Origin of the sequence: Pelomonas sp. CA6, assembly GCF_022549225.1 — a bacterium.
Classification (GTDB): domain Bacteria; phylum Pseudomonadota; class Gammaproteobacteria; order Burkholderiales; family Burkholderiaceae_C; genus Roseateles.
In genome coordinates, this window is record NZ_JAKZFD010000005.1 from 312,028 (window position 1) to 329,888 (window position 17,861).

A 17,861-nucleotide genomic window follows, 5' to 3' on the forward strand; every position below is an offset into this window, starting at 1 on the left:
CAAACTCCGCCGCTTCGTGTTTTTAGCGGTCTCCCGACCTTGGACAAGATCCTTCTTCAGATTGCCGCGGAGCTGGGCGTGCGCCCGGCCCAGGTGCAGACGGCGGTCGAGCTGCTGGACGGCGGCGCCACCGTGCCCTTCATCGCCCGTTACCGCAAGGAGGCCACGGACGGTCTGGACGACACCCAGCTGCGCGAGCTGGAAGTGCGCCTGGCTTATCTGCGCGAGCTGGAAGAGCGCCGTGCCGCGGTGCTCAAGAGCATCGAGGAGCAGGGCAAGCTGACCCCCGAGCTGCGTGCCGCGGTGGAGGCCGCGCCGACCAAGCAGGAGCTGGAAGACCTCTACCTGCCCTACAAGCCCCGGCGCCGCACCAAGGGCATGATCGCCCGCGAGGCGGGGCTGGAGCCGCTGGCGGACCGGCTGTTCGCCGACCCGTCGCTGGACCCGCTGGCCGAAGCCGCGGGCTTCGTCAATGCGGAGGCCGGCTTTGCTGACGCGCATGCCGTGCTGGATGGCGTGCGCGACCTGCTCTCCGAGCGCTGGGCCGAGGACGCGCAGCTGATCGGCAAGCTGCGCGAGTGGCTGTGGGAGGAAGGGCTCTTCCAGTCCAAGCTGATGGAGGGCAAGGACGAGAACAATCCCGACATCGCCAAGTTCCGCGACTACTTCGATTACTCGGAAGCCATCAAGACCGTGCCCTCGCACCGTGCGCTGGCGGTGTTCCGCGGTCGCACCCAGGAGTTCCTGGACGCCAAGCTGGTGCTGGACGAAGAGCTGGTGCCGGGCCAGCCCGGTCTGGCAGAAGGCCGCATCGCCCGCCACCTGGGCTGGAGCCATGCCAAGCGCGCGGCGGACGAGCTGATCCGCCGCACCATCGCCTGGACCTGGAAGGTCAAGCTCTCGCTGAGCCTGGAGCGCGACCTGTTCTCGCGCCTGCGCGAAGAGGCCGAGAAGGTGGCGACCCGGGTCTTCGCCGAGAACCTGCGCGACCTGCTGCTGGCCGCGCCGGCCGGCAAGCGCGTGGTGATGGGGCTGGACCCCGGCATACGCACCGGCGTCAAGGTGGCCGTGGTCAGCGATACCGGCCGCGTGCTGGACACCGCGACGGTCTACCCGCATGAGCCCAAGCGCGACTGGGAGGGTTCCCTCCACACCCTGGGCCGGCTGTGCGCCACCCATGGCGTGAACCTGATCGCGATCGGCAACGGCACCGCCAGCCGAGAGACCGACAAGCTGGCCGGCGACCTCATCAAGCGCATCCAGAGCCTGGCCCCCGGCACGCTGATCGAGAAGGTCGTGGTCAGTGAGGCGGGAGCGTCGGTGTACTCGGCCTCCGAGTTCGCCTCCAAGGAACTGCCCGAGCTGGATGTGTCGCTGCGCGGTGCCGTCTCCATCGCGCGCCGGCTGCAGGACCCGCTCGCCGAGCTGGTGAAGATCGACCCCAAGAGCATTGGGGTCGGCCAGTACCAGCACGACGTCAACCAGAGCGAGCTGGCGCGTACGCTGGACGCGGTGGTGGAAGACTGCGTGAACTCGGTGGGCGTGGACCTGAACACCGCGTCGGCGCCGCTGCTGGCGCGCGTCTCCGGCCTGTCGGGCAGCGTGGCCAATGCCATCGTGCGCTGGCGCGACGCCCATGGGGCCTTCAAGAGCCGGCAGCAGCTGCTGGACGTCACGGGCCTGGGCCCCAAGACCTTCGAGCAGGCCGCGGGCTTTTTGCGCATCCGCGATGGCGAGAACCCGCTGGACCTGTCCGGTGTGCACCCGGAGACCTATCCGGTGGTGCAACGCATCCTGGACCACCTGGGTCGCCCCCTGGCCGAGGTGATGGGCAAGGCCGACGTCATCCGCGCGCTGCGGCCGGAGGCCTTTGCCGACGAGCGCTTTGGTGCCATCACCGTGGGCGACATCCTCGCCGAGCTGGAAAAACCCGGCCGCGACCCGCGTCCGGACTTCAAGGTGGCGCGCTTCAACGAGGGCGTCGAGGACATCAAGGACCTGAAGGAAGGCATGGTGCTGGAAGGCACGGTGTCCAACGTCGCGCAGTTCGGCGCCTTCGTCGATCTGGGCGTGCACCAGGATGGCCTGGTCCACGTCAGTCAGTTGTCGAACAAATTCGTCAACGACGCGCGCGAGGTGGTCAAGACCGGTGACATCGTCAAGGTCAAGGTGCTCGAAGTGGATCTGGCGCGCAAGCGCATCTCGCTGACGATGAAGCTGGACGCGCAGGCGCCGCGCGGCGGCGCGGGCAAGGGCGACAACAGCTTCCGCCCGGCCTCGCGGCAGGAGCGCGGACGTTCGGCGCCCGCCGCGCCGCCCGCGGGCGGCGCGATGGCCGCCGCCTTCGCGAAGCTGCAAAACCGGCGCTGAAACCTCGCCGCGGCCGGTTCTGTGCGCCCTGCGCGCGCAGGGCCGCGGCGCTCGCCGTTGGCGCCCCCATTTTTGCGTTTGGTCGCATCTGTTGCGACGGGCCGGGAGGGCCTGGCTATCGTGCCGCTCCAGTGCCGGGAAGCGCCCGGTGCGCCGATGGAATCAGATGGAGTCTGGATTGAAACCGAGAACCCTTGCCGGAACCTGCGTCCCGCTGTGCCTGCTGACCGCCGCCCTCAATGCCGCCTGGGCCCAAGACGTCCCCCCGGGCGTGGGCAGCGAATCCGCGTCGCGTGCGGGTGGCAACCGGCTGGACCGCGTGGAGCTGAACTCCCGCCAGCAGAGCGACACCGAGCTGCGCCGCAAGTCCCAGGTGGCCAAGCAAATCTATGGCCGTGACGAACTCGACAAGTACGGCGACACCAGCGTGGCCGATGTGCTCAAGCGCCTGCCGGGCGTCAACGTGGCCGGCGGCGCGCCGCGCATGCGTGGGCTGGGCGCGGGCTACACGCTGATCCTGATCAACGGCGACCCGGCGCCGCCCGGCTTCCAGCTGGACCAGCTCAATCCGGCCCAGGTGGAACGCATCGAAGTCACCAAGGGGCCGACGGCCGACAAGAGCGCGCAGGCCGTGGCCGGCGCGATCAACATCATCCTCAAGGACGCCCCGCGCGTGTCGCAGCGCGACCTGCGCCTGGGCCTGGGCTACAACGTCGACCGGCCCACGCCCTCGGCCACCTTCACGCTGGGTGAGAAGCTGGGGCCGGTGTCGGTCTCCGTGCCGGTGTCGGTGTTCGAGTGGCGCAGCCTGAACGAGTCCGTGACCGAACGCTACGCCAAGGGCACGGACGGTCAGCCCTCCAGCATCACGCAGCAGGGCGAGGTGCTGAACTGGGGCCATGGCTTCAACACCGCGCCGCGCATCAGTTGGCGCCGCAACGACGACGAGACGCTGAACTTCCAGGGCTTCGCGCAGAAGGGCCAGTGGAACAACCGGGTGCGTTACAACAATTCGCTACCCGTGGGCATGCCCAATCCCGAGGACGATGCCGACAACAAGGGCAGCTGGCGGATGCTGCGCGGCAACCTGCAATACAACAACCGCTTCAGCGACAGCCAGAGCATCGAACTCAAGGCCGGCATCCAGGACGCCCGGGGCACGTTCAACAACCTGAACCTGCGCAGCGGCTTGCCCCGCGTTCATTCGGTGGGCGACAACCAGGACCGCAGCCTGACCCAGGCCGGCAAGTACAGCCAGCTGCTGGGCGAGGACCACAGCCTGGCCGTGGGCTGGGACCTGGAATGGCGTAAGCGCGACGAGACCCGGACCACGACGCTGGCCAATGGCCAGAACCAGCTGCCCGACTTCGACGGCGAGCCCTTCGGCGCACGCATCGAGCGCCAGGCCTTCTTCGTGCAGGACGAGTGGGAGGTGTCGCCGCAGTGGTCCACCTACCTGGGTCTGCGCTACGAGCGCATCGCGACGAGCAGCCGCGGTGGCAGCGAATCGGTGCGCAACGTCTCCAGCGTGCTGACGCCGCTGTGGCACATCAATTACAAGCTGGACCCCAAGGGTCGCGACATGATCCGCGCCAGCCTGACGCGCAGCTACAAGGCACCCGATCTGGGCGCGCTGCTGTCGCGCTATGCACTGAATGGCAAGTATCCCGACTCGAGCGTGACCAACGAGGAGCTGTCGCCGGACCGCGTGGGCAATCCGCTGCTCAAGCCCGAACTGGCCACCGGCCTGGACATCGCCTACGAGAAGTACATGAACGGCGGCGGCATGTTCAGCGTGGGCCTGTTCCATCGCCGCATCACCAACCTGATCCGCAACGCGGTCACGTTGGAAACCCCCAGCTTCGCGAGCGCGCCGCGCTGGGTGTCTCGGCCGGTCAACTTTTCGCGCGCGCAGACCAGCGGCCTGGAGCTGGAGCTGAAGGGCCGTGCCAATGAGCTGATGCCCGCGCTGTTCGACCCCAAGACCGCGCTTAACCTGCGCGGTTCGGTGAGCTTCTATCATTCGCGTGTGGATGCACTGGAAGGCCCCGACAACCGCCTGGACGGACAGCAACCCTGGTCCGGCAACCTGGGCCTGGACTACCGCTTCAGCAGCATGCCGCTGCTGGTCGGCGGCAACCTGAACTTCACGCCGGGCTACACCACGCGTCAGACGCAAGGGCAGTGGCTGGACCAGTCGCGCAGCCGCTCCATCGATCTGTTCGCGCAATGGATCTTCAACCCCAAGGCTTCGATGCGACTGTCGGTGGGCAATTTCGCGCCGCTGGACGGGCAGTCGGTCACGCGCCTGAGCGCCGGCGATTTCACGCGCACCGAGCGCAGTGGCCGCAGCTGGGTGGGCCTGGGGCTGGAGCTCAAGCTCTGACATGACGGGCGGACGCGCGCTGCAGATCCTCGCGGGCCCGAAGGCGCGCGAGCGCCTGCGCCAGCAGGGGCTGCGCGCGTCGGACGTGCGCGTGATCCCGGCGGCCGCGGGCGGACCCAAGGGGCTGGTGCTCAACGCGCTGGACCGCTTTCTGTTCGGCCATTGGTTGCCCGCTGCGGCGCAGCCGGGGCGGGAGCTTCATTTGCTGGGCGCTTCCATCGGCGCCTGGCGCATGGCCACCGCCTGCCTGACGCGCAACCCGGACGATGTCGAACGGGAGTTCGAACGCCTGGCCCAGGAGTACGCCCACCAGCGCTACGACAGCGCGCCGGGCCGCATGCCGGACGCCACGGCGGTGACGCGCGGCTTTGCCGCCAAGCTCGACGAGGTCTTTGGCGGACGCGAGCAGGTGATGCTGTCGCACCCCTCGCTGCGGCTGCATGTCTTCACCTCGCGCGGCCGGCATCTGCTGCGTCGCGAGGGGCGCCTGCGCACGCCGCTGGGCTATGCGGGGGCGTTCGCCGCGAATGCGTGGTCGCGCTCGGCGATGGGGGGCTGGCTGGAGCGGGTGGTGTTTTCCGATCCGCGCGCGCCGCTGCCCATGCCCTTGCATGACTACCGCAGCCGCCAGGTCGCGCTGGACCCCGGCAATCTGCAGGCGGCGGTGCTGGCCAGCTGCTCCATCCCGTTCTGGCTCCGGGCGGTGCACGACATTGCCGGCGCGCCGGCCGGCGCCTACTGGGACGGCGGCATCACCGACTACCACCTGCACCTGAACTACGCGGCGATGGTCGGCGAGGGCCTGGTGCTGTACCCGCATTTCCAGCGCGAGGTCATCCCCGGATGGCTGGACAAGGGGCTCAGGCATCGCCACCGGCCCAGCGGCTTTCTGGACAACGTGGTGCTGCTGGTGCCCGATCCGGACTGGGTGCGGCAGCTGCCCAACGGCAAGCTGCCCGACCGGGCGGACTTCCAGCGCTACGGCGACGACATTCAGGCGCGCGCGCGCGCCTGGCTGCGCGCGGTGCGCGAGGCGCAGCGCCTCGCCGACGAGTTGGCCGAAGCCTGCAACCGGCCGCATCTCGACGTCTTGCCGCTGTAGCCGCGGGTAAGCATCGGTAAGACCCCGCGGCCCGGGCCAACCGACGGCCTCCCTGGTGCGTTGACTGGGGGCGCCGTCCGGTTCGCGAGGGCGCTGGAGTGTCTTATGCGAGGCTGGATCTGGATTCCCGTCACGGCGCTGGCCCTGTCGCTGGGCGGTTGCGCCCATCACCATCGTTCGAGTGCTTACGGTTCGTCCTATGAGCCCGCCTATGGTGGCGCGCCCTACGGCTCTTCCTACGGGTCTGGCTACGGGGGCTATGCCTACAGCGCGCCGGCGCAGCAGGGCCGGGTCCAGGCGATTGAGGCCGTGGGCGACGGGCGTGGCAGCCAGGCCAGCGGCGCTGGCGCGCTGGTGGGCGGCGTCGTCGGCGGCGTGCTGGGCAACCAGGTCGGACGCGGCAACGGCCGGGCGGCGGCGACGGTGATTGGTGCGTTGGGCGGCGCGCTGATTGGCAATGAGATGGAGCGCCAGCAGTCGGCCCCGCGCGGCGGCCGCTACCGCGTCTGGGTGCAGACGGCCGACCGCGAGCAGGTCGCGTTTGAGGTCGAACGGCTGGACGGGCTGCGGGTGGGCGACCCGGTGCGTATCGTCAACGGCCGGTTGGAGCGCGGCTACTGATCACCGGTTTCCGGCGCCGTGGCGCTTCCCGTACAATCGGCGCCTCTTCCACCAACAAGGACCGGGAAAGGCGCATTGGTTATGACACCGCGGACTACGACCCCTTTCTGTGAGGTTTGATCGGCCGCGGCTTGTTGCGCTCAGTTTCTGACGTCCGCTGGAATTCCCAGCACCCACAAAGCGCGGCAACCGGCCGCGCTTTTTGCTTTCTGGGGATGCCCTTGCTGCGCGATGCGGCGCCCCCGCTGACTCCGGAGTTCTTCCCATGATTTCGATTCAATTGCCCGACGGCTCCAAGCGCGAGTTCGCGCAGCCGGTCACGGTGGCGGAAGTTGCCGCCTCCATCGGCGCCGGCCTGGCCAAGGCCGCGCTGGCCGGACGCGTGGGGTCGGGCGAGTCCGCCCGCCTGGTGGACACCAGCCACCTCATCGACGCCGACACGCAACTGGCCATCGTCACCGACAAGGACGCCGACGGCCTGGAAGTCATCCGCCATTCCACGGCCCACCTGCTGGCCTATGCGGTGAAGGAGCTGTTCCCCGAGGCCCAGGTCACCATCGGTCCGGTGATCGAGCACGGCTTCTATTACGACTTCGCCTACAAGCGCCCGTTCACGCCCGAGGATCTGGCCGCCATCGAGAAGAAGATGGCCGAGCTGGCGAAGAAGGACGAGAAGGTGGTGCGCAGCGTGCTGCCGCGCGATGAGGCGGTGGCCTATTTCAAGGGCCTGGGCGAGCATTACAAGGCCGAGATCATCGCCTCCATCCCGCAGGGCGAGGATGTGTCGCTCTATGCCGAGGGCGGCTTCACCGACCTGTGCCGCGGCCCGCACGTGCCTTCGACGGGCAAGCTCAAGCATTTCAAGCTGATGAAGGTGGCCGGCGCCTACTGGCGCGGCGACCACCGCAACGAGATGCTGCAGCGTGTCTACGGCACGGCCTGGGCCAGCAAGGAGGACCTGCAGAAGTACCTGTTCATGCTGGAGGAGGCCGAGAAGCGCGACCACCGCAAGCTGGGCCGCGAGCTGGACCTGTTTCACATCGACGAGCACGCGCCCGGCGTGGTGTTCTGGCACCCCAAGGGCTGGGCGATCTGGCAGGAAGTCGAGCAGGCCATGCGCCGCGTCTACCGTGACAACGGCTACCAGGAGGTCAAGGGCCCGCAGCTGCTGGACAAGACCCTGTGGGAGGCCACGGGCCACTGGGACAAGTACCGCGACAACATGTTCACGACCGAGTCGGAGAAGCGCGACTACGCGCTCAAGCCGATGAACTGCCCCGGTCACATCCTGATCTTCAAGCACGGCATCAAGAGCTATCGCGACCTGCCGCTGCGCTTCGGCGAGTTCGGTCAGTGCCACCGCAACGAGCCCACGGGCGGCCTGCACGGCATCATGCGCGTGCGCGGCTTCACGCAGGACGACGGCCACATCTTCTGCACCGAAGACCAGATCCTGGCCGAGTGCGCCGCGTTCACGACGCTGCTGCAGAAGGTCTACAAGGACTTCGGTTTTACCGAGATCGTCTACAAGGTCGCGACGCGGCCCGAGAAGCGCATCGGCACGGACGATTACTGGGACCGCACCGAGCAGATCCTGATGGACAGCCTGCGCCAGTCCGGCGTGGAGTTCCAGATCGCCCATGGCGAGGGCGCCTTCTACGCGCCCAAGATCGAGTACGCGCTCAAGGACGCCCTGGGCCGCGAATGGCAGTGCGGCACGATCCAGATCGACCACAACATGCCGCAGCGCCTGCAGGCGGAGTTCGTGGACGAGGACGGTCAGCGCAAGACCCCGGTGATGCTGCACCGGGCCATCGTCGGCAGCCTGGAGCGTTTCATCGGCATCCTGATCGAGCAGCACGCCGGTGCACTGCCTACCTGGCTGGCGCCGGTGCAGGTGGTGGTGGCCAATATCACCGATGCGCAGGCGGATTACGTCGCGGAAATCGCGAATTCACTGCAAAAACAAGGAGTTAGGGTGGTGAGCGATTTGCGCAACGAAAAGATCACGTATAAAATCCGCGAGCATTCCCTGCAAAAGGTGCCGTTCATCCTCGTCGTTGGCGACAAGGAAAAGGCGAATGGCGCTGTGGCAGTGCGCGCCCGTGGCAACCAGGATCTGGGCGTGATGTCCTTGGCGGACTTCTCCATGAAGCTCTCCGAGACCATCGCGAACAAGCTCTGAGTCTGTGCTCAGAGCAGGCCTGTGTCGGGCGCGCTTTGCTTTGTTCATCTTGATGGGGCCTGTTGCCTGGGCCCCCGCTGAAAGGTAAATACCATCGCTACGTTTGCTGACCGTCGTGCGATTCCTGAGCGCAAGCACAGGTTGAACCGCGAAATCACCGCCCCCGAAGTCCGTCTGAATGGTCCCGAGAACGAGCCGATCGGCATCGTGAGCATTCAAGAAGCGCTGCGCATGGCCGGTGAACTGGACGTGGACCTGGTCGAGATTGCTGCCACGGCGAGCCCGCCGGTGTGCCGCCTGATGGACTACGGCAAGTTCAAGTACCAGGAGCAGAAGCGTGCTGCCGAGGCCAAGGCCAAGCAGAAGGTGATCGAGGTCAAGGAAGTCAAGTTCCGCCCCGGCACCGACGAAGGCGATTACCAGATCAAGATGCGCAACCTGCGCCGCTTCATTGCAGAGGATGGCGACAAGGGTAAGGTCACGCTGCGCTACCGCGGCCGCGAGATCACGCACCAGGACATTGGCATGCGCATGCTGGAGCGCATCCGTGACGAACTGGCGGATGTGGCGGTCGTCGAGCACATGCCCAAGCTCGAGGGTCGTCAGATGATCATGGTGTTGGCGCCCAAGAAGCGCTGATGTCGTGACGCCCCTGGCCCGCGGGATACACGGGCCCGCCCCCGAGGGGGCGCAAATCCAAGCGGGTCATGGCCCGCTTGGATTTGCAAACTGGCTGCTCTTCGGGGTGGCCCGGCGAGCGGCAGAAATGCCCTGCGCTGTTGCAAGGTTCAAGCCCGTCGATCTGGTCGTCGGCGGGCTTATTAGTCTCCTGCAGGCACCGCAAGTGCTGCGAACCCCGCAGCCGCCTGGAGGGACGTATGAAGAAGGAGCAGTCATGCCCAAGATGAAGACCAAGAGCAGCGCGAAAAAGCGTTTTCGCGTTCGTCCGGGTGGCACCGTCAAGCGCGGTCAGGCGTTCAAGCGCCACATCCTGACCAAGAAGACCACGAAGAACAAGCGCCAGCTCCGCGGCGCCGCGAACGTGCATGAGACCAACATGGGCCACATCGCCGCGATGCTGCCTTTTGCTGGTCTGTAATCCCACGAACTGAAGGAGATACAACATGCCTCGCGTCAAACGTGGTGTTACCGCACGTGCTCGTCACAAGAAGGTCCTGGCTCTGGCCAAGGGCTTCCGTGGTCGTCGTAAGAACGTCTTCCGCATCGCCAAGCAGGCGGTGATGAAGGCGGGCCAGTACGCCTACCGTGACCGCCGTGCCAAGAAGCGCGTCTTCCGTCAGCTGTGGATCGCCCGTATCAACGCGGCGAGCCGTGAGCTGGGTCTGACGTACAGCAAGTTCGTGGCCGGCCTGAAGAAGGCCCAGATCGACATCGACCGCAAGGTCCTGGCCGATCTCGCCGTCAACGATCCTGCTGGTTTTGCCAGCATCTTCGCCAAGGTGAAGGCCGCTCTGGCTTGATGATCGTCCAGCATCCTGGCTTCGGCCGGGGTGCCCCGTCATCGTTCAAAGGCCGACACCTCGGTGTTCGGCCTTTTCTTTTTTCCGCATTCCATCCGTCGCGCCGTGAACGATCTTTCCACCCTGCTGCACAGTGCTCGCGAGGCCTTCGAGGCCGCGACCACGCCCGCCGATCTTGAAAACGCCAAGGCCAGGTTCCTGGGCAAGAGCGGCCAGGTGACCGAGCTGATGAAGGGCCTGGCGGCCCTGTCGGTCGAGGAGAAGAAGACCCGCGGCGCCGAGATCAACCAGCTCAAGCAGGGCATCGAGGCGGCGCTGAGCGCGCGCCGCCAGGCGCTGGCCGACGCCGAGCTGGAAAAGCAGCTCAAGGCCGAGGCGCTGGACGTGACCCTGCCCGGCCGCAATCGCGGAACCGGCGGCCTGCATCCGATCACGCGTGCGATGGAGCGCATCGAAGCCATCTTCGGCTCGATGGGCTTCGATGTCGCCGACGGTCCGGAGATCGAGACCGACTGGTTCAGCTTCTCGGCGCTGAACAACCCGGAGAACCATCCGGCGCGCTCGATGCAGGACACCTTCTACGTCGACATGAAGGACGAGGAGGGGCGCTGGTTCAACCTGCGTCCGCACACCAGCCCGATGCAGATCCGCTACGCGCAGGCGCATGCCCGCCGCTATGCCGGGCAGGCCACCATGCCCGAGATTCGCGTCATCGCGCCGGGCCGCACCTACCGCGTGGACAGCGACGCCACGCATTCGCCGATGTTCCACCAGGTTGAAGGGCTGTGGGTGGGCGAGAACATCAGCTTCAAGGACCTGAAGGCGGTCTACCTGAATTTCATCACCGCCTTCTTCGAAACCGACGCGCTGCAGCTGCGTTTCCGCCCCAGCTACTTCCCGTTCACCGAGCCCAGCGCCGAGATCGACATCATGTTCGAGTCCGGCCCGCTGAAGGGGCGCTGGCTGGAGGTGTCGGGCGCCGGCCAGGTGCATCCGCAGGTGATCCGCAACATGGGCCTGGACCCCGAGCGCTACATCGGCTTCGCCTTCGGTTCCGGCATCGACCGGCTGGCCATGCTGCGCTATGGCGTCAACGACTTGCGCCTGTTCTTCGAGGGCGATTTGCGCTTTCTGTCGCAGTTCAAGTGATGCACCGCTGAACCTCACAGCCCGCCACGCCTGTCCCGAACACGCCCGAATAGACGCCTGAAGAGAGTCCCATGCAATTCCCCGAGTCCTGGCTGCGATCCTTCTGCAACCCGCAGCTCACCACCCAAGAATTGGCCGACCTGCTGACCATGTCCGGCATGGAGGTCGAGGAGCTGCGCCCCGCCGCGCCCCCCTTCACCGGCATCGTCGTCGCCGAGATCCTGGAAGCCGAGCCGCATCCCAACGCCGACAAGCTGCGTGTCTGCAAGGTCAACGCGGGCGGCCCGGAGCCGCTGCAGATCGTCTGCGGCGCGCCCAACGCGCGCGCCGGCATCCGCGTGCCGCTGGCCACGATCGGCGCCGAGCTGCCGCCCGGCGAGGACGGCAAGCCCTTCAAGATCGGCAAGGGCAAGCTGCGCGGCGTCGAGAGCTTCGGCATGCTGTGCTCGGCGCGCGAACTCAAGCTCAGCGACGAGCATGGCGGTCTGCTGGAACTGCCGGCCGACGCCCCGGTGGGCGAGGACATCCGCCGCTTCCTGAACCTGGACGACCAGATCTTCACGCTCAAGCTCACGCCCAACCTGGGCCATGGCCTGAGCCTGTACGGCATCGCGCGCGAGCTGTCCGCGCTGACCGGCGCACCGCTGCAGACGCCGGCGATCGAGCCCATCGCCACCGGCTTCGCGGACACGCTGCCGGTGCGCATCGAGGCTGCGGATCTCTGCGGTCGCTTTTCGGGCCGCATCATCCGCGGCGTGAACACCCAGGCCCGGACTCCGGCCTGGATGGTGGAGCGGCTGGCGCGCTGCGGCCAGCGTTCGGTGTCGCCGCTGGTGGACATCTCCAACTACGTGATGTTCGAGTACGGACGACCCAGCCACATCTTCGATCTGGACAAGATCGCCGGCGGCCTGGAGGTGCGCTGGGGCCGCAAGGGCGAGACGCTCAAGCTGCTCAACGGCAACACCATCGAGGTGGACGAGCAGGTGGGCGTCATCGCAGACGAGAAAGGCCTGGAGTCGCTGGCCGGCATCATGGGCGGCGACGCCACTGCGGTGTCCGACGCCACGCGCAACATCTACGTCGAGGCTGCGTTCTGGTGGCCCGAAGCGGTAATGGGGCGGGGCCGCCGCTACAACTTCTCCACCGACGCCGGGCATCGCTTCGAGCGTGGCGTGGATCCGCAACTGACCGTGGAGCACATCGAGCGCATCACGCAGCTGATCCTGGAAATCTGCGGTACGCCGCAGACGCAATGCGGCCCGGTCACCGATCAGGTCACCCAGCTGCCCGAGCGCAAGCCCTTGCAGCTGCGCGTCGCGCGCGCGGCCAAGGTCATCGGCATGCCCGTCACGCAGGCCGAGTGCGCCGGCGTGTTCCGCCGCCTGGGCCTGAGCTTCAGCGAAGGCGAGGGCACGATCACCGTCACGCCGCCGAGCTGGCGCTTTGACCTGCAGATCGAGGAAGACCTGATCGAGGAAGTCATCCGCGTGCTGGGCTATGGCCGCCTGCCGGCCACGCCGCCGGTCGCGCCAGTGGTGGCCAAGACGCGCTCCGAATCGCGCCGCGGAGTGCATGCGCTGCGCCATGCGGTGGCGGCGCGCGACTATTTCGAAACCATCAACTTCAGCTTCGTCGAGGAGCGCTGGGAGCGCGAACTGGCCGGCAATGCCGAGCCCATCCGCCTGCTCAACCCGATCGCCGCGCCGCTGTCGGTGATGCGTACCAGCCTGATTGGCAGCCTGGTCCAGGTGCTGCGCCACAACTTGGCGCGCAAGGCCGCGCGCGTGCGTGTCTTCGAAATCGGTCGCGTCTTCCTGCGCGATGCTCGCGTGCAACAGGGCGATGCGAGCGTGAACGGCATCGCCCAGCCGCTGCGCCTGGCCGGCCTGGCCTATGGCCCCGCGGATGCGCCGCAATGGGCGGCGCGCGAGCGTGCCGTCGACTTCTTCGACGTCAAGGGCGATCTGGAGGCGCTGTTCGCTCCGCGCGTGCTGAGTTTCGAAGCCGCCGAGCATCCGGCCCTGCATCCGGGCCGCAGCGCACGCGTGCTGCTGGACAGCATCGCGATCGGTGTGGTCGGCGAACTGCACCCCAAGTGGCGCCAAGGCTACGAGCTGCCGCAGGCGCCCGTGGTGTTCGAGCTTGAACTCGATGCCGTGCTGGCGCGCAGCCTGCCGCAAGGCCAGGCCGTGCCGCGTCAGCAGGCGGTGCAGCGCGATCTCGCGCTGATCGTCGGCGAAGCGGTGACGCACGACGCGCTGATGCAGGCCATCGCGGACAGTGGCGAGAGCCTGGTACGCTCGGCGCGCCTGTTCGACGTCTTCAAGCCCGCACAGCCCACGGCCGAGATGCCGGCGGGCGAGCGCAGCATGGCAGTCCGCCTGGAACTGCGGGATGACGAGAACACGCTGACCGACGAACGCATCGAGCAGGCGGTGGCCAAGGTGGTCGCGAGCCTGGGCGAGCGGCTGGGGGCGCGTCTGCGCGGCTGAGGAGCATGGAATGACTGAGGACGATCTGAAGGACCAGGCCCGCGTGCTGCTGGGCAGCCTGGAGACGCCGACGCTGACCAAGGCCGAACTGGCCGAGCTGCTGTTCGACAAGCTGGGTCTCAACAAGCGCGAGTCCAAGGACATGGTCGAGGCCTTCTTCGACATCATTCACGAGAACCTCGCCCAGGGGCAGGAAGTGAAGCTTTCGGGCTTTGGCAACTTCAACATCCGCCGCAAGGCGCCGCGGCCCGGGCGCAACCCGCGCACCGGGGAGGCGATCCCGATCAAGGCCCGCAATGTCGTGACCTTCCATGCGAGTCACAAATTGAAAGAGGCCGTGCAGAGCGATGTGCCCGCCGGGAAGGACTTCGAGTAGAGTCTGACCTCCCCACCTGAAGCCCTTGATTTCGATGGACAAAGCGCTTCCAGCCATTCCCGCCAAACGCTACTTCACCATTGGTGAGGTCAGCGAGCTGTGCGGCGTGAAGCCCTATGTGCTGCGCTACTGGGAACAGGAGTTCACGCAACTCAAGCCCATGAAGCGGCGCGGCAACCGGCGCTATTACCAGCACCACGAGGTGCTGCTGATCCGTCGTATCCGCGACTTGCTGTACGACCAGGGCTTCACCATCAGCGGCGCGCGCAACCAGCTCACCGAGGCCGGCCATGCCGCCGCCGCGGCGCAGGAGTTCCATGCCGAGGCGATCGAGGCGGCGCGCCAGGACAGCCACGCCTATGTCGAGCGTGCCATCGCGGCCGACGTGGGGCAGGGCGCGGCCCATGCCTCGGTGCCGCTGGACCGGCTGTCCCTCGGGCAGGTCCGGCAGGAATTGCTGGCGATTCGCGAGACACTTCTTGCGTAGCCTTCAAAAATTGGTATAGAATCTATTTCTTCGTCGGGGTGTAGCGCAGCCTGGTAGCGCACTTGCATGGGGTGCAAGGGGTCGCGAGTTCGAATCCCGCCACCCCGACCAAAAATAAGAAGAGAAATCAAGGACTTAGAAGCTTCGGCCTCTAAGTCCTTTTTCCTTTCTGGGCTCACTGCCTGCATCAGGTCTAAACCCAGGTCTAAACCGGCAGCAGGCTAGGCGCATGTCATGCCACCAACTGCAGCGCCTGTGACAACGCCCGTTCCTTGATGACCGCACCTTGGCCGAACCACGCACTGTCTAGACGGTATGCGTTGCTGCGTGCGCGACGGTGATGATCCACGAACTCCGTCACAGCGTTCACAAGGCCCCAGGCGGTGCCTTTGCTGGCCTGCAGCTCTGCGCCCTTTCCCTGACCGTCGAACAGCGCCTGAACGTGCTTCATGGCCCGTTCCTGCCGTCCGATGGCACCGGCATCCTGTGACATCGTTGCGGGAGCGAGCACGAGACGTATGAACTTGCTCGCCTCTTGATCAAGCACCTTGCGCTGCGCCAACTCACGCATCTGCAGCATGAAACCGTCCCACTGCGACACCAGGAGTCCCATCTGACGTTTCACCTTCTGTGCATCGAAGACTGTTCGGTGTGAGACCTTGATTGCAGCCTCGGTGTCCCTCAGAGCCATGGCGAGCGTGTTGTTGCAGACAACACGAATACTAGTGGGCGTCGCCGTGGTCGCCAGCGTGCCATCGCACGACGAGGCTAGCAGCACATAGCCGCGAACAGAATCGCTGCCCATCAGCGCCGTTTCCTTGCCTGTGCGAGCCAGGGCCCAGAATCGACGCCCCTCCTTTAGCGTGCCCGCGCTTTCCAGCTCGAAATCCGCTGCTTCGGTGAGATCCCGAAAAAAGGCCAGCGCATCAAGGGGTTGGACGATCTGGTACCGGGCGCCGACCACGGAAAGGGCCAGGTGCGTATCGCTGCGATATAGCACCTGCTGATCTTCGAATGAAAGCAGTTCTTGCTCGTCACGCGCCGGAGCCTGGTAGCGCACGGGAGCGGCACAGATGCTCCAGTCCATCCCCGCCTGCGTCGCCCACACCTCCAGCGGCTGACGCGGTGCCAGGCGATTGCCCAGGCCGTGCCACGGCGTTGCGCCGACGTATGCCATCTGCGTGATTCCATGAGTCATTTGCGATTCCTTTGATTGATTGAACTGACGACCCACAGCACAATGGGCCGCGCCTCCAAACAGGAGGGCGGCCCTTGTGCGAGGGTGTCTGAATTGATTAAGCGAACAAACGCCGAACTGACGGGGTCGGACGGCTCACTGACTACCGTGGTGGATCCTCAAGGGGCGTCAGTGGAAAAGCTGTGACCACAACGCTGGCATTCCATGTTGTCGAGCCACTGGTTATCGATGACCTCGCCGACACGACGGCCGGCATAGCCGCCCGAAAGACCGCCACAGAGCGCGCCAATGACTGCGCCAGCCAGTCCCCCTACCAGCAAGCCCACAGGGCCTCCTACGGCCCCTACAGCTCCTCCTAGGCGCGCTCCTGAAAGCGCACCAACCGCACCGGCGACCGTGCCGCCTACGGTGCCGACGTTCCCGCACAGCAGTTGTGCTCGGTCGAGTGCCACGACCTGGCCCGATTTGCATCGCGGACAAATCAAACTCATGAATAACCTCCAAAAAGTGGTTGCATAGATCGAATCAGGCAAAGGATGCGCGATATTTGCGACATCCCTCGCGCCTCATCAGAAAAAATATATGCAACTGAAAACTTCTAGGAAGGGATGCTCAGGTCAATTTGGGCGGAGGTTTGGCCCAATTGGCCTCGCATATGGCTTTTCACGGGCCTGCCACGCTTGGTTTTCGAGAGGGTGGGCGTCTTTCCTTTCCCAAAACAGCGGAAACCCTCGATTTTCATGAACTGCTCAGACTTGGTCAGGTACCGGACGGCACGAATCAAGTTCTGGCGCTTCTCGTGGTCATCTCGATCGATCATGCCAAGGGCTGGATAAAGGTAGCCACTCCGGTTGCGGTGACAACTAAAGTAGTAACCTTTGCCGTCCGTAACCTGCTCCCAGTATTTTCCGACCTCTTCGGCAATAAAGGCGTGCTGTTGATGCTCCGAGCCATCGAGTATCAAAAGCAGATGGATGTGCGGCCCTCGTGAGTGGCCATCTTCGAATTTTCGGATAAATCCAAGCTTAGCCTTGCCGTATTTGGTGTGCCTGAAGTTGTTCAGGAACCTTTGCATGTGACCAGCCATTTCATCGTATGTCAGCGTTGGCAGAACCTCTTTTCTGAAGTGCAAATCAACCCGGATAATCAGCAGACGCTTCTTCCATTCAAAGAGGGTGTTGATGTAATCGCACCCAGCCTGAAAGTTTCGCTCTGACTGAATCTTTCTATCAGCTTTGCGCTGCTGGAATCTGCGAGATTTCAGCCCTTTTCGGAGGGTCTGCAGAAGCCGGTTGATCGCTTCGCCTGCGGGCATGCCATAGAGGTGAGATGGCGATGCATTTGCATTCATCCAGGGCTGGACAATTTGGCTCAATGCATTGCACTCAAGCGGAAATCCAAGCTCGTTGCAGGCGCTGATGAACAGCTCGATGTTCTCGCTGTAACGGATGCCTCGTACTGGCTGGAATTGAGCGGTACGAAGGAAGGTGAGGCAACGCAACCCGAAGGCCGTGCCGTAGCTGGTCTTCTTGCCGTGCTTAGAGGTGCGGGTTGCATAAGCTTTGGCATCAGGGTGCTTGGCGATGTATTCGATGAAATTGTGAATTTCGGCCAGGCGGCGCACGTCGGCCGCTTCCTCTGTCACCTCGATGCGCGTGCCCTCGCCATCGTGGTGTGTGATGGTCTCCTCGAAGTGAGCGGCACTGAGATCCAAGAAGTCAGGATTGTCAATCAGTCGGGGCCATAAGCCATGGGTGAGGATTGGTTTGAAGGGGGCTTTCATTATCGGTATTCATGATTTGCAGCAAAGGGTGTCGGGTGTTACGAGCACGGCGATCTAAGGTTTTACAGTTGTGGCCGTTGAACGGCACGCTGCCAATCCCTGTTGTTCTTCAATACCTTGAATAACATTAATAACCCGAATTCGTCACTCGCTATCTTTGCCTGGATGTCTGACGAAGGAGTGCCGCCGATACCCACGTTTCTTGAGCAACTGCTGCACTGACGTGCC

Annotated in this window: 14 protein-coding genes and 1 tRNA gene; 13 read left to right on the plus strand and 2 right to left on the minus strand. The window is 65.1% G+C overall.

Going from position 1 to position 17,861, the window contains the following annotated elements; all coding sequences use genetic code 11:
* Window positions 1-39: 39 nt before the first annotated feature.
* The 13 genes from LZ017_RS11105 (at window position 40) to LZ017_RS11165 (ending at window position 14,763) form a co-directional block, all read left to right on the plus strand.
* Window positions 40-2,370 (plus strand): Tex family protein, encoded by a 2,331-nt coding sequence (locus LZ017_RS11105; protein ID WP_241396884.1) that lies wholly within the window; start codon window positions 40-42, stop codon window positions 2,368-2,370.
* Window positions 2,371-2,548: 178 nt separating this feature from the next.
* Window positions 2,549-4,756, plus strand: a complete 2,208-nt coding sequence (locus LZ017_RS11110) for a TonB-dependent siderophore receptor (protein WP_241396885.1) — start codon at window positions 2,549-2,551, stop codon at window positions 4,754-4,756.
* Window position 4,757: 1 nt separating this feature from the next.
* On the plus strand, window positions 4,758-5,858 hold the full coding sequence (locus tag LZ017_RS11115) for a patatin-like phospholipase family protein (RefSeq protein WP_241396886.1): 1,101 nt from the start codon (window positions 4,758-4,760) through the stop codon (window positions 5,856-5,858).
* Window positions 5,859-5,963: 105 nt separating this feature from the next.
* Window positions 5,964-6,479 carry a glycine zipper 2TM domain-containing protein gene (locus LZ017_RS11120; protein ID WP_241396887.1) on the plus strand — a complete coding sequence of 172 codons (516 nt, stop codon included), beginning with the start codon at window positions 5,964-5,966 and terminating at the stop codon, window positions 6,477-6,479.
* Window positions 6,480-6,744: 265 nt separating this feature from the next.
* Window positions 6,745-8,664: a threonine--tRNA ligase gene (gene thrS / locus LZ017_RS11125; RefSeq protein WP_241396888.1), complete on the plus strand. Its 1,920-nt coding sequence runs from the start codon at window positions 6,745-6,747 to the stop codon at window positions 8,662-8,664.
* Window positions 8,665-8,757: 93 nt separating this feature from the next.
* Window positions 8,758-9,303 (plus strand): translation initiation factor IF-3, encoded by a 546-nt coding sequence (gene infC / locus LZ017_RS11130; RefSeq protein WP_308194070.1) that lies wholly within the window; start codon window positions 8,758-8,760, stop codon window positions 9,301-9,303.
* 256 nt (window positions 9,304-9,559) lie between these two features.
* The gene (gene rpmI, locus LZ017_RS11135; RefSeq protein ID WP_029001830.1) at window positions 9,560-9,763 is read left to right on the plus strand and encodes a 50S ribosomal protein L35; all 204 of its coding nucleotides are present in this window, start codon (window positions 9,560-9,562) and stop codon (window positions 9,761-9,763) included.
* A gap of 25 nt (window positions 9,764-9,788) precedes the next feature.
* Complete coding sequence (gene rplT / locus LZ017_RS11140; RefSeq protein ID WP_241396890.1) at window positions 9,789-10,145, plus strand: 50S ribosomal protein L20; 357 nt, start codon at window positions 9,789-9,791, stop codon at window positions 10,143-10,145.
* A gap of 105 nt (window positions 10,146-10,250) precedes the next feature.
* Window positions 10,251-11,294, plus strand: a complete 1,044-nt coding sequence (gene pheS / locus LZ017_RS11145; protein ID WP_241396891.1) for a phenylalanine--tRNA ligase subunit alpha — start codon at window positions 10,251-10,253, stop codon at window positions 11,292-11,294.
* A 71-nt stretch (window positions 11,295-11,365) separates the two neighbouring features.
* Window positions 11,366-13,789 carry a phenylalanine--tRNA ligase subunit beta gene (gene pheT / locus LZ017_RS11150; protein WP_241396892.1) on the plus strand — a complete coding sequence of 808 codons (2,424 nt, stop codon included), beginning with the start codon at window positions 11,366-11,368 and terminating at the stop codon, window positions 13,787-13,789.
* A gap of 10 nt (window positions 13,790-13,799) precedes the next feature.
* Entirely contained in the window at window positions 13,800-14,165 is a 366-nt protein-coding gene (locus tag LZ017_RS11155) for an integration host factor subunit alpha (protein WP_241396893.1), read from the plus strand.
* Window positions 14,166-14,199: 34 nt separating this feature from the next.
* Window positions 14,200-14,652, plus strand: a complete 453-nt coding sequence (locus LZ017_RS11160; RefSeq protein ID WP_241396894.1) for a MerR family transcriptional regulator — start codon at window positions 14,200-14,202, stop codon at window positions 14,650-14,652.
* 34 nt (window positions 14,653-14,686) lie between these two features.
* Window positions 14,687-14,763 (plus strand) — tRNA-Pro (locus LZ017_RS11165).
* Between the two features lie 121 nt (window positions 14,764-14,884).
* Here LZ017_RS11165 and LZ017_RS11170 read toward each other — a convergent pair.
* Together LZ017_RS11170 and LZ017_RS11175 are read right to left on the minus strand one after the other, a co-directional pair.
* Window positions 14,885-15,829 carry a DUF932 domain-containing protein gene (locus LZ017_RS11170; RefSeq protein ID WP_374109910.1) on the minus strand — a complete coding sequence of 315 codons (945 nt, stop codon included), beginning with the start codon at window positions 15,827-15,829 and terminating at the stop codon, window positions 14,885-14,887.
* Between the two features lie 619 nt (window positions 15,830-16,448).
* Window positions 16,449-17,633 (minus strand): inovirus-type Gp2 protein, encoded by a 1,185-nt coding sequence (locus LZ017_RS11175; protein ID WP_241396896.1) that lies wholly within the window; start codon window positions 17,631-17,633, stop codon window positions 16,449-16,451.
* Window positions 17,634-17,861: the final 228 nt, after the last annotated feature.

Bases quoted from the DNA above. Each gene is read 5' to 3' on its own strand.
- LZ017_RS11160 (WP_241396894.1), top strand. From the start codon at position 14,200: ATGGACAAAGCGCTTCCAGCCATTCCCGCCAAACGCTACTTCACCATT.
- LZ017_RS11120 (WP_241396887.1), top strand. From the start codon at position 5,964: ATGCGAGGCTGGATCTGGATTCCCGTCACGGCGCTGGCCCTGTCGCTG.
- LZ017_RS11115 (WP_241396886.1), top strand. From the start codon at position 4,758: ATGACGGGCGGACGCGCGCTGCAGATCCTCGCGGGCCCGAAGGCGCGC.
- LZ017_RS11170 (WP_374109910.1), bottom strand. From the start codon at position 15,829: ATGGCATACGTCGGCGCAACGCCGTGGCACGGCCTGGGCAATCGCCTG.
- pheT (WP_241396892.1), top strand. From the start codon at position 11,366: ATGCAATTCCCCGAGTCCTGGCTGCGATCCTTCTGCAACCCGCAGCTC.
- rpmI (WP_029001830.1), top strand. From the start codon at position 9,560: ATGCCCAAGATGAAGACCAAGAGCAGCGCGAAAAAGCGTTTTCGCGTT.
- LZ017_RS11175 (WP_241396896.1), bottom strand. From the start codon at position 17,633: ATGAAAGCCCCCTTCAAACCAATCCTCACCCATGGCTTATGGCCCCGA.
- rplT (WP_241396890.1), top strand. From the start codon at position 9,789: ATGCCTCGCGTCAAACGTGGTGTTACCGCACGTGCTCGTCACAAGAAG.
- LZ017_RS11155 (WP_241396893.1), top strand. From the start codon at position 13,800: ATGACTGAGGACGATCTGAAGGACCAGGCCCGCGTGCTGCTGGGCAGC.
- thrS (WP_241396888.1), top strand. From the start codon at position 6,745: ATGATTTCGATTCAATTGCCCGACGGCTCCAAGCGCGAGTTCGCGCAG.